Origin of the sequence: Phyllobacterium sp. 1468 (genome assembly GCF_031455525.1) — a bacterium.
Taxonomy (GTDB): Bacteria; Pseudomonadota; Alphaproteobacteria; order Rhizobiales; family Rhizobiaceae; genus Phyllobacterium.
Map to the genome: position 1 here is coordinate 834400 of NZ_JAVDSX010000001.1, position 11081 is coordinate 845480.

General features: G+C 56.2%; 10 protein-coding genes and 1 pseudogene. 6 read left to right on the forward strand and 5 right to left on the reverse strand.

Translation table 11 applies throughout. From position 1 onward, the window contains the following. The first annotated feature begins 195 nt into the window (after nucleotides 1-195). From J2X72_RS04040 to J2X72_RS04050, 3 genes are read left to right on the forward strand one after another with little or no spacing between them, the layout of a single operon-like run. Nucleotides 196-1248, forward strand: a complete 1053-nt coding sequence (locus J2X72_RS04040) for a type III polyketide synthase (RefSeq protein ID WP_310068669.1) — start codon at nucleotides 196-198, stop codon at nucleotides 1246-1248. Then, complete coding sequence (locus tag J2X72_RS04045; protein ID WP_209998541.1) at nucleotides 1245-1751, forward strand: isoprenylcysteine carboxyl methyltransferase family protein; 507 nt, start codon at nucleotides 1245-1247, stop codon at nucleotides 1749-1751. Before J2X72_RS04040 ends, J2X72_RS04045 begins: the two co-directional genes overlap by 4 nt. Next, nucleotides 1735-3297 (forward strand): DHA2 family efflux MFS transporter permease subunit, encoded by a 1563-nt coding sequence (locus tag J2X72_RS04050; RefSeq protein ID WP_310068676.1) that lies wholly within the window; start codon nucleotides 1735-1737, stop codon nucleotides 3295-3297. The genes J2X72_RS04045 and J2X72_RS04050 overlap by 17 nt, the downstream gene beginning before the upstream one ends. 56 nt (nucleotides 3298-3353) lie before the next feature. Here J2X72_RS04050 and J2X72_RS04055 read toward each other — a convergent pair whose 3' ends face one another. The 5 genes and pseudogenes from J2X72_RS04055 to J2X72_RS25035 all read right to left on the reverse strand — a co-directional run. Continuing rightward, entirely contained in the window at nucleotides 3354-4181 is an 828-nt protein-coding gene (locus J2X72_RS04055) for an ABC transporter permease (protein ID WP_310068680.1), read from the reverse strand. A 2-nt stretch (nucleotides 4182-4183) separates the two neighbouring features. Further along, nucleotides 4184-5458, reverse strand: a complete 1275-nt coding sequence (locus J2X72_RS04060) for an ABC transporter permease (protein WP_310068684.1) — start codon at nucleotides 5456-5458, stop codon at nucleotides 4184-4186. Nucleotides 5459-5460: 2 nt separating this feature from the next. Further along, nucleotides 5461-6510 (reverse strand): ABC transporter substrate-binding protein, encoded by a 1050-nt coding sequence (locus tag J2X72_RS04065; protein WP_405044636.1) that lies wholly within the window; start codon nucleotides 6508-6510, stop codon nucleotides 5461-5463. A 40-nt stretch (nucleotides 6511-6550) separates the two neighbouring features. Beyond that, nucleotides 6551-6859: a TOBE domain-containing protein gene (locus tag J2X72_RS25030; protein WP_405044637.1), complete on the reverse strand. Its 309-nt coding sequence runs from the start codon at nucleotides 6857-6859 to the stop codon at nucleotides 6551-6553. Nucleotides 6860-7188: 329 nt separating this feature from the next. After that, nucleotides 7189-7683 (reverse strand): annotated as a pseudogene (locus tag J2X72_RS25035) (ABC transporter ATP-binding protein); the annotation flags it as partial. Nucleotides 7684-7968: 285 nt separating this feature from the next. Between J2X72_RS25035 and J2X72_RS04075 the strand changes: the two are divergent. The 3 genes from J2X72_RS04075 (at nucleotide 7969) to J2X72_RS04085 (ending at nucleotide 11076) form a co-directional block, all read left to right on the forward strand. Beyond that, a complete protein-coding gene (locus J2X72_RS04075; protein WP_310068687.1) occupies nucleotides 7969-9372 on the forward strand; it encodes a PLP-dependent aminotransferase family protein in 1404 nt (467 codons plus the stop codon). 9 nt (nucleotides 9373-9381) lie between these two features. Next, the gene (locus J2X72_RS04080; protein WP_310068689.1) at nucleotides 9382-10629 is read left to right on the forward strand and encodes an FAD-dependent oxidoreductase; all 1248 of its coding nucleotides are present in this window, start codon (nucleotides 9382-9384) and stop codon (nucleotides 10627-10629) included. Nucleotides 10630-10800: 171 nt separating this feature from the next. Then, nucleotides 10801-11076 carry a hypothetical protein gene (locus J2X72_RS04085; protein ID WP_310068694.1) on the forward strand — a complete coding sequence of 92 codons (276 nt, stop codon included), beginning with the start codon at nucleotides 10801-10803 and terminating at the stop codon, nucleotides 11074-11076. The last annotated feature ends 5 nt before the right edge of the window (nucleotides 11077-11081 follow it).

Genomic DNA, 11081 nt, shown 5'->3' on the forward strand with positions numbered 1-11081 from the left:
CAGCAGTCCGGATTCTCCACCAAACGGAGCCGGCATCCGATCAGTTGCCGCCAACCACTATCGAGACCCGGCGGTATAATTATTCCCCGAATATTGATAACAGTTCAAGTGTTGTCGAAGAGATGTGTCCTGCAGGATCCCGTGGCAGCACTTGTGCCACGTCGACAGCAGAGGCAATGTCACCAAGGAGTGTCGATGTCTCAATCCGTGAAACTGATATCAATTGGCACAGCAGTGCCCGCCCACATTATTCAGCAACGTGATGCCGCTGCTGCGGCACACAAGGCTTTTTCGGCCCGATTCCGAGATTTTGACCGTCTGGCGAAAGTCTTCGATAGTTCGGGCATTCGCACCCGCTACGCTGCCCAACCACTAGAATGGTATCTGGAACCTTTGGGGTGGCCGGAAAGAAATGCCGCTTATATCGAGGGAGCGTGCAGTTTGTTCGTTTCGGCTGCCAATACCGCCTTAGAGAAGGCAGGCATCAGCGGAAAAGATGTCGATACGGTTGTGACAATTTCGTCAACGGGTATCGCCACTCCTAGTCTGGAAGCCCGCGTGGCCCAGCAAATGGGATTTCGCGAGGACATCGAACGAGTGCCCGTTTTCGGTCTGGGCTGTGCGGGCGGGGTATCCGGGTTCTCCATTGCCTCCCGACTTGCCAAGTCAAGACCTGGAACCGTCGTCCTTTTAGTCGCCGTTGAACTGTGCACACTGGCGTTCCGGTTGGATCAACTGACAAAAGCCAATATCGTTGCCAGCGCGCTTTTCGGGGACGGTGCGGCGGCATGCGTCCTGAAGGTTGCAGACGAAGGAATAGCCGACATCGAGATGTCCGGCCAGCACACTTGGCCAAACACGCTGGACATAATGGGTTGGAGCGTCGACAGACAAGGGTTCGGCGTCATTTTCGATCGCGATATTCCGCCTTTTGCTGAAGAGCGTATCGCCCCGGCTATTTCCGGAATCCTCGGGCGCGCAAATCTTGAACTGGAAGATGTCGATAGATTCGCCTGTCATCCCGGCGGAGCCAAGGTCGTGATAGCCCTGGAGACTGCGCTTTCCCTTGGTCAGGGGAGCTTGGACCATGAACGTGACGTGCTATCCAAATATGGAAACATGTCGGCCCCTACGGCGCTGTTCGTTCTCGACCGCGTCGTCGAGCCGGGTTTGCCATCCCGTACATTGCTGACAGCGATGGGTCCGGGCTTTAGCGTCAGCTGTGTCTCACTCAAGAGAGCCGCATGATCGCGGCTTCCATGCTCCTCGCTTTCGTCACGATCGAGCGTCTTGGCGAGCTCGTGCTCGCCAGACATAACACCAAGGCCCTGCTCGCGAAGGGTGCATATGAGGCGGCGCCGGGTCATTATATGTTCATCGTGGCGTTGCATGCTGCGTGGCTTGCCGGCTTATGGATTTTTGCCTGGGATAAGCCGGTGGAACCGGGATGGCTTGCCGTTTTTATGATGCTCCAAGGTTTGCGGTTCTGGGTGCTTGGGACGTTGGGTAAGCGCTGGACCACTCGCATTATCGTTCTGCCGGGAAGCCCTCTCGTGCGAAAAGGCCCTTACCGTTTCTTTTCGCATCCGAATTATGTCGTCGTGATCGGAGAGATCGCCGTGCTGCCCTTGTGCTTTGGGTTGGTTTGGTATGCTCTCGCATTCTCCGCGCTGAATGCATTCGTTCTGGCGGTAAGGATTCGCGAAGAGAATTCCGCGCTTTCGGAGTTGCGCCATGATGCAATGCCCTGATGCAGGCGAAGCCCGGTTGCCAAGTCTTTGGACTTGGCTCGGCTTTTTCGCAATGTGCATCGGGATGTTCATGGCAATTCTCGACGTGCAGATCGTCGCCACGTCGCTACCAACAATCCAAGGTGCTTTGGGCATCAATCCAGATCAGATGAGCTGGATTCAGACCGCCTATTTGATCGCCGAAATCGTTGCGATCCCGCTGACGGGTTTCTTGACCCGCTTGCTCAGTATGCGCTGGCTGTTTGTATCTGGCACTTTGCTGTTTACGGCTGCTTCCGCTGGATGTGCGCAAAGTGATAGTTTCAATGCCCTTTTGTGTTGGCGTGTCCTGCAGGGGTTCTCAGGCGGGACCCTGATCCCTTTGGTTTTCTCTGCGGTTTTCCTGTTGTTCCCGCAGCGGCATCAAAGCATCGCCACCACCGTCGCTGGTGTCGTCGCAGTCATGGCTCCGACGGTTGGACCAATCATCGGCGGGTGGATCACGCAGACGTACTCATGGCACTGGCTCTTTTTGATCAACATCATCCCTGGCTTGGTTGCGGCCTCATTGGCAGCTTCACTGCTCCCGCGCGCGCCAATGGAATTCAAGTATTTCCGTTCGATCGATTTTCAATCGCTGGCAATGATGGCGATGGGTCTTGCCGCCTTGGAGATCGCATTGAAAGAAGCGCCGCAACGCGGCTGGCTCGGCCCCGTCGTTTTGTCACTTGCGGCTTTCAGTGTGGTCATGCTGACTTCCTTTACCCGGCGAACATGGTCGTCGCTCACGCCGATAGTCGATCTACATAACTTCAAGGACCGAAATTTCACTATTGGCTGCATTCTGAGTTTTATTCTGGGCTTCGGTCTGTTCGGGTCGGTATATCTCATGCCCGTTTTCCTGGCTTTCGTCAGGGGCCACAACGCACTGCAGATAGGCCAAATAATGCTTGTGACCGGCGTTGCGCAGCTGATGATTGCGCCCTTGGCCGTCATGCTGGAACAACGGGTCGAAGCGAGGCTGCTATCAACCATAGGCTTTCTGTTGTTCGCAATTGGCCTCGGTTGCAGTGCGTTTCAAGTACCGCAAACCGATGCTTCCGCAATGTTCTGGCCCCAAGTCATCCGCGGTCTGGCAATAATGTTTTGTCTGCTTCCGCCAACGCGTCTTGCCCTCGGTAGTCTCCAGGATGACAGGGTTCCGGATGCCAGTGGACTGTTCAATCTGATGCGCAATCTTGGCGGTGCGATTGGTCTGGCGCTGATCGACACCGTCATTTATACGCGATCAACGACGCACGGCATTGCAATAGCCAACGGTTTGCTGGCGGGTGATCCGCGGACGGAAAGATTTATTGGAATGCCTGCCAACGAGATTGTGGCACATATGCCGGGTAAATTCGATGCGATTGCCCAGGGCATTTTCAGTCCAATGGTTGCAAGGGCGGCGATGGTGCAAGCCATCAATGAGGCATGGGCCATGATTGCGCTGATAACTTTGATACCTCTGCTGATCATCATGTTTGCCGACCAGCTTCCACCGAAGGCCTCACCCGGAAATCATTGATGGCCACGCCGTCGGCTCACGTTTGGTACTGCGTCACGTAGCGTAGACACAGGATCTCACGCGAATGTTTTTACCTTCCTCGCACCGCGTCTTGCCAGAAGATTGGCAACCACGAGCAATATGATCGAAAGCAGCATCATTAGCGTTGCGGCGGCGGTGATTGCCGGGCTTAGCCTTTCGCGCAGGCCGATGAACATTTCGAGCGGCATCGTTCGCTGATTGGCGCTGGCAAGAAACTGGGCAACGACGACCTCGTCGAAGGAAGTTACAAAGGCAAATGCTGCTCCCGACAGGACGCCGGGCAGGATCAAGGGCAGCATTACCCGATAGAATGCGACCACAGGTTTCGCGCCAGCAATTGAGGCCGCCCGCATAAGATTGCGATCAAATCCCGTCAGGCTGGCACCAACGGTCACGACCACAAAGGGACTGGCGAGGGCGGTATGAGCGAGAATTATCCCCAAATAGGTGCTGGCCAGGCCAACCCGTGCATAGAAGAGATAGGACCCTACAGCGGTGATGACCACCGGCACTATCAGGGGGGAGATCACCAGCGGCATGATGATGCGTCGCGCCGGGAATCTGTCACTGGATAACGCTATCGCCGTCAACGTCCCGAGCGTCGTGGCGAGGGCGGTGGTGCCGAAGGCGATGATCAGACTGTTTCCGATCGCCGTCTGCCAGCGGTCGGTACCGAGAACCACCTCGTACCAGCGCGTGGAAAGCCCCTCCAGCGGAAACACGAAGAAGGCTCCGCTGTTGAACGAAAGCGGCACAGGAACGAGTATCGGGACCATCAGAAAGGCGACTACGAGGGCGCCCCAGAGCCACAACAATGCAACCCGGATTCGTTCACCGATCGTCGGATAAGGAGACAACAGCATGATCACACCGGCTTCAAGCGATCGAGACCGAGCATGCGGGCAAACACCGCATAAAGTCCCATGGTGAAAACGAGGAGGATAAAACTGAGCGCAGCAGCCATTTCCCAATTCAGTTCGACATTGACGTAGTTGGCAATGAAATTGCTGATCAGCTGGTCGCCGGCGCCACCGATAAGAGCTGGCGTAATGTAATAGCCGAGGCAGAGAATGAAAGTCAGCAAACAGCCCGCCATAATTCCCGGCACCACCTGTGGAAGATAGACGCGCAAGAACGATGTTAATGGCCGGCCGCCGAGGGAATAGGCTGCCCGCATCTGCGAGGGCTGGATGGTGCGCATGACGCTGTAGATCGGTAGTAGCGTGAACGGTAGCTGGATGTGGGTCATGGCAATGACAAGTCCAAGCCGGCTGTACATCAGGTCGAGCCTGGTACCGGTCACGCCAAGCCAGAGGAGAACATCATTGACCAACCCGAACTTTTGCAAAAGCACAGTCCATGCTGCTGTCCGAACCAGTATCGATGTCCAGAATGGCAGCAGCACGGCAACGATCAGAATGGCGCCAACGGTCTTTGGCACGCTGGAAATCAGGTAGGCGAGAGGAAAGCCGAGTATGAGGGTAGCAAGGGTAACCGTTGCCGCCACGAGAAATGTACGTGCGAAAACGCGCAGGAATATAGCCTGCTCGGGAGGGACGCGTTCGATGGTTCCGTCGGCGTTCCAGCGCAGGTCGACCGCGCTCAGGAGATAGAATGAAGTGAGGGCATGTCTTCCTCTCTCTATCGTTGCCCATGTGCCGGGGGTGGTCCAGAACGGCACCGATTTGATGACGGATACGGCATCAGTCGCCCCTTCCTGGTCGAGCGCGCGGGCGGTCTTGAGAATCTGGCTACGGGCCCCGGGTAACCGCGCATTCAGACTTTTCGCCAATTCGGAAAGAGTTCCCTTTTGCTGACTGGCTTTGAGATCGGCGGCGAGCGCTTCAAAGGTTTTGTCATCAGGGATTTCCTTGCTGCTCCAGCTCTGCATCGCAGCGCTGGTAAGCGGTAAAGCGTTGGCGATCGTCGGGTCGTAAACGGCCCGCGACAAGAGAATGGCAATCGGAATACCGAAACTGAGAAGCAATAAGGCAAGGAGTGGTATGGCTAGCGCGAACGAGCGCAGGCGTTCGCGTGCCTGGGATCTTCGGATCGCTGCCGCGACCGACCTGGTGTCGGCAGCCTCGGGAGCGGTGATGAACTGCCCCCGATCCATGTTGGCCGGCTGGACCCTGGACATGGCTATTGCGCTAGCCAGGCGTTAAAGCGCTTGACCAGATCCTCGCCATAATCGCCCCAAAACTCGGTATCGGCGACGAGATAGGATTTCATGTGCTCCGGAGCGTTCGGCAATTTGGGCAGCGCGTCGGCAGCCACGAACTCGGTTGCGTCGGTACGCACCGGACCATAGGTGATGTGGCTTGCAAGCTTGGCGTTGTTCTCGGGCTTGCTGATATAGGCGAGATATTTATAGGCGAGATCCGGGTTCTTCGCGCCTTTCGGAATGCTGATCATGTCATACTCAAGGATCTGACCGTCCCAGACGATCTTGAACGGCTTTGAGTCCGTGTCGATCGCATTCTGGATGCGGCCGTTCCAAGCCGTCGTCATGACCACTTCTTTTGAGGCAAGCAATTGTGCCGGTTGTGCGCCCGCATCCCACCAGACAATATCGCTCTTGATCGTATCCAGCTTCTTGAACGCGCGATCGACGCCTTCCGGCGTACCAAGGACCTCGTAAACCTGATCTGCCGGCACTCCGTCGGCCATGAGCGCCCATTCAAGATTCTGCGCGGGGAATTTCCGCATTGCGCGCTTGCCGGGGAACTTCGTCGTGTCGAAGATGTCGAGCACCGACGTAGGCGCTTCCTTCAGGACATTTGGATCATAGGCAAGGATGTCGCCATAGGCATCAAGACCGACACCACACTTGAGAGCGGAGCCCTCGATGAATTTGGATTGGTCGGCGATTTTTGAATAATCGAGCGGTTCGAGGATGCCTGCATCACAACCCTGCAGAACCGTAGCAGTCTCAACTGTAACAAGGTCGATCGGCACATTACCCGTATCGACCATGGCTTTGACCTTGCCGAGATCGCCAAGATATTCCTGTTCGACAATTTTGATGCCGGTTTCCTTGCTGAAAGGTTCGAACCAGGCTTTACGCTGCGCGTCCTGCCACGCACCGCCGCTTGCCATGATCGATAACTCCTCGGCAATGGCGGAATGACTGAAAACTGCGCAGACGGCGACTGTCGCCAGGGCAACGGAATGAAAAGAATTGCGTTTCATGGGTCCCTCTCTTGTTCTTGGTTGTGTCTTGTACCTGTTGCTATGCCGGAAATGCGCGGCAATCCCTATGCGACCAGCCGAGCCTAATTCGTTGAGCTTCTGTCGTTATCGTTTCGGGGCCAACCTTCACGCTCAGCAGTTGGCCATTGTCGAGCCGCGCAAGGAGCCGCAAATGGTCGCCGAGATAGATTCTTCCCTCGACGGTTGCCTCGAAATCGTTCTCCTCCTCGGCAGCCGCAGCGATCCGAATGCATTCAGGGCGGATGGCGACTTGGCACGACGTTCCTTGAGTTCCAATGTCGATGGGAGTTGCCCGAGTAGTCCGCCGCCCTTCAAGGCGACTTGGCAAACATGGCCAGTGATGTGGTCGACAACGCCTTCGAGCGTGTTGTTCTCGCCGATGAAACTCGCGACGAAAGGGCTCTCCGGCTTTTTGTACAAATTGTCCGGCGTGCCGATCTGGGCGATGCCGCCGTTGTTGAATACAGCGACGCGATCCGACATGGTCAGCGCTTCGCTCTGATCGTGGGTGACATAAACGATGGTCACTCCCAACATGGAATGAAGCTGCTTGATCTCAAGCTGCATGTGTTCGCGCAGTTTCTTGTCAAGCGCTCCAAGCGGCTCGTCCATGAGAACAAGGGTTGGTTCGAACACCAGCGCGCGAGCGAGTGCGACGCGCTGCTGCTGCCCACCCGAGAGCTGCCCGGGCCGACGGTCGCCAAACTTCCGCAGCTGGATCATATCCAGCGCCTTATGGACGCGGGTGGTTACGTCGGCTTTCGAAAATTTGCGTACAGAAAGCGGGAACCCTACGTTCTCCTCGACAGTCATGTGCGGAAACAGCGCATAGTTTTGGAAGACCATGCCAATGTTGCGTTCATAGGGTGGTCGACGGTCGACAGATTGCCCATCTAAAAAAATGCTTCCATTGGTTGGACGCTCGAAGCCTGCCAGCATATTCAGCGTAGTTGTCTTGCCGGAACCTGAGGGCCCGAGCAATGTAAGGAATTCGCCCTTTGCCACATGCATGTTGAGCCGTGTCACAGCAAACGTGCGGCCGTCGTAGGATTTCTCCACGTCAACAAATTCGACAAAGCGATCGGGTTCGGCGTGAGACACGCCTTTCGCAGCCAACGTTTCAAATTGTCTATTCGTATGCGCGACCATCATTGGACCGGGTCACCAGCTACAATATGCGGTTTGCGCGGTTGGAGTCGCATCCAGGCTGCTTCACACCACCAAAGTTTCAGGCACATCTGCTCCTCCTCGGGGATCGTTGAACTTATATGATCATACAATCGGCCATTAAGGGGATAATGAACCATACAATTGGTATGTCAAGTTCTAATTGTGTGGCGTTTTCAGCATGAATTGTGTTGATCGAAAAGTTATCCGGCATGAATTCGATTGTTCGGCAATTTGTCGTATGGTACAAGCCGGATGTTAACGCGCAGAATGGCTCAAATATCGATGATGCAAGATTTGCAGCTTTCCGGGGGCGAAGGCCCCGTTTACCGTCGCCTTGCGGATGCAATCGCCGACCGGATCGCGAGCGGTCTGCTCACCGCCGGCGAACGACTGCCGCCCCAGCGCGAGATCGCGCAAAGCCTTGGAATCAATGTAACAACCGTGACGCGGGCTTTCTCCACGCTTCAGGAGCGCGGGCTCATCGATGCGCGGCCGGGCAGGGGCATGCTTGTCGCGGATCAGAAGAATGACGCTGGAGCCGGCTTCGTTTCTGCTCCGAGCGAAGAGGCCGGCATCGTCGACCTTTCGATCAACCGCCCCGCTACCAATACCTATCTCGACGTTTTCACAGCACTTTTGCCACGACTTGCCAAGAACCGCCACTATAATTCAATTCAGGACTACCATCCTGCAGAAGGGCCGCTCTGGGCACGAACGGCAGTGGCGGATTGGCTGAAGACAGTTGCGGGTAACGGCGATCCGGGGAGGGTCGTACTGACAATCGGTGCCCAGCATGCCCTCGACTGCGTCCTCAGTGCCGTGACCCAGAAAAGCGACGTCATTCTGGCCGATGAAGTGACGTACCAGGGCATCAATGCCCTCTGCCGCTCGCACGGTCTCGACCTGCGGGGCCTCGCGATGGACAAGGGTGGGCTCAGGCCCGACGCCTTCGAAGCCGCCTGCGTACAATGGCGACCGAGAGCGATTTTCCTGGTGCCCAGCCTGCATAACCCGACAACAATCACCCTCTCGGAAACACGACGCAGAGAAATTGTTGAAATAGCGCGGCAACACAATGTGCTGATCATCGAGGATGATGTCTACCGTCCGCTGCTCAACGAGTCCCCGCCGTCGTTCGCTAGTCTCGAACCTGAACTAACCGTTTATATCGGCGGATTTTCCAAATGCGTGGCACCGGGATTGAGGTTTGGTTTTGCTATTGGGCCGCGATTCATGATGGGGCAGGTGGCGGCAGCGCTTCGGATCAACTGCTGGAGCGTCAATCCGATGGCTGCGCTGATCGCAACCATTCTACTCGAAGAGGGCACTGCAGTTGAGGTGATCGACGCCCAGAAAGCGGAGCTTTTACAGCGGCAACACATTCTCACCGAAATGCTTGGAGACTTCGATCTTCAGACCGATGTGACCTCAACCCATGCTTGGTTACACTTGCCCGAACCTTGGCGCGGCGCCAGCTTTGCCCGCACGTGCCTGCAGCGGGGCGTTGGTGTTTTGCCTGGTGATGCCTTCGCAATTGGACGTGAACCCGTACAGCACGGCGTGCGCATCAATATAGGTGCGGCGCGCTCCCGGGACGACCTCCGGCGTGCTCTGAAGACAATGCGCGAATTGTTGGAAGCGGGGCATCTGCAGATTCCGGGCTTCGTCTAGGAGAATCAGGTGAGCGAGTCAAAGAGTGTCGAAATCGCAATAGTTGGCGCTGGTGTCATAGGGCTGACTATCGCGCTGCGTTTGGCTTCAGAGGGGCGCGAGGTCCTTATGATCGACCCGAACGAACCTGGGTCGGGAGCGTCGTCCGGGAATGCCGGTACATTCGCAGACTATGCTTGCGTGCCGGTGGGCAACCCGGACGTTCTCAAAAATCTGCCGCGACTATTGTTCGATGCCGACAGCCCGTTTTCATTGCGTTGGGCAGCACTCTTCCAGATTGCACCTTGGCTAGTGGGGTTTGTACGTCAATCCCTGCCTGCGGCCGCCCGCGCAAATGCTGCTGCTCTGGCAGACCTGCTCGCCGAAGCTCTGCCGGCTTGGGAAGAGATAACGGTGGAAGCCGGAGCCGAAAAACTCATGCGCAGGAATGGCTGTCTCTATGTGCAGCAAAACACGGGCAACCGCTCCCGCGGGTCGTGGGCCCATTCGATCCGGTGCGAGCTCGGGATGCGTCAGGAAACACTCAGTGCGGAGCAAGTGGCTGCGATGGAGCCGACGCTTCCGCGGTTCGAGGGCTCCGGTGTCTTTTTCCCCGACTCCGTACATGTCACGGATCCGAGCGCGTTGATGCGCCGGCTGGCTGCGGCTGGAAATGCAAAAGGCGTGGGCGTTCATAGATCGCGAGTGGCTAAACTCAAAATCACTGGCGATCGGACCCATCTTAGCGGGTCCGATCTGGATCTGACGGCAAAAACCGTTGTGATCGCGGCTGGCGCCTTTTCCAAGGAACTCGCCTTGCAGGCGGGGGACAGGATTCCGCTTGAAACCGAACGGGGTTATCATCTCGAATATGCAACGGAAAGTCCGCTGCTCCAGCGTCCTGTTTGTCCAACCCATCTCGGCTTTTACATGACGCCGATGGCCGGCAGGCTTCGGGTCGCCGGCACAGTGGAACTTGGCGGAACCTCGGCTGGCCCAAATCCCGCGCGGTTTGAACTCCTGAACCGCGGAGTGCGGCAGTACTTCCCTGAATTGGACAAGGCTTCAGCGAAATGGCTGGGTTTCAGGCCGTCTCTGCCGGATTCGCGGCCGGTCATTGGACGCAGCCGCAATAGCGAGAATGTGGTCTACGCCTTTGGCCACGGCCATCTCGGACTCACCTTGGCCGCCATCACGAGCAGATTGGTCGCCGGCCTCATCAACGGCAACACGGACCCGGTGACGGCACGCTTCACGCCAGAACGATTTGGTAGATAAACGATAGAGAGTATCCCCGATACACTCCTTGAAGATAGAGTTTAGGGTATCCGTACGACGATTTCTTCTCTAACAAAAAGGAGGATTCGACGTTGTGGAAACTCGATGAATATTTTGAAATGAGTTAGATTGATATGCCTTGTTTTCGAGAACGCTGCTCAAGGGATGATCATGAACAGACCAACAATGGCTCTTCTTCCTCTGGTCTTGACTATCGGTTTGCATTCTCCGCTTGCATTTGCCGAGGAAGACAATGCATCGCAGCTCGCCACGATCAACAAGATCATAAGAGGGGAAGGAAAGCCCGGCGAAACCGCTACAACCAAGAACGGTGAAGTTATTTATACTGTACTGGAAGATGGCGTCGTTGAAATCAGGAATTTACGCTACAACACCGTACAACGGTTCGGTACGATAAAGCCCAACGACAACAGCAGGTCAAAATAGCCATC

Coding starts and splice junctions, on each gene's coding strand:
- J2X72_RS04040 (WP_310068669.1), top strand. CDS start 196: ATGTCTCAATCCGTGAAACTGATATCAATTGGCACAGCAGTGCCCGCC.
- J2X72_RS04045 (WP_209998541.1), top strand. CDS start 1,245: ATGATCGCGGCTTCCATGCTCCTCGCTTTCGTCACGATCGAGCGTCTT.
- J2X72_RS04050 (WP_310068676.1), top strand. CDS start 1,735: ATGATGCAATGCCCTGATGCAGGCGAAGCCCGGTTGCCAAGTCTTTGG.
- J2X72_RS04055 (WP_310068680.1), bottom strand. CDS start 4,181: ATGCTGTTGTCTCCTTATCCGACGATCGGTGAACGAATCCGGGTTGCA.
- J2X72_RS04060 (WP_310068684.1), bottom strand. CDS start 5,458: ATGTCCAGGGTCCAGCCGGCCAACATGGATCGGGGGCAGTTCATCACC.
- J2X72_RS04065 (WP_405044636.1), bottom strand. CDS start 6,510: ATGAAACGCAATTCTTTTCATTCCGTTGCCCTGGCGACAGTCGCCGTC.
- J2X72_RS04075 (WP_310068687.1), top strand. CDS start 7,969: ATGGCTCAAATATCGATGATGCAAGATTTGCAGCTTTCCGGGGGCGAA.
- J2X72_RS04085 (WP_310068694.1), top strand. CDS start 10,801: ATGAACAGACCAACAATGGCTCTTCTTCCTCTGGTCTTGACTATCGGT.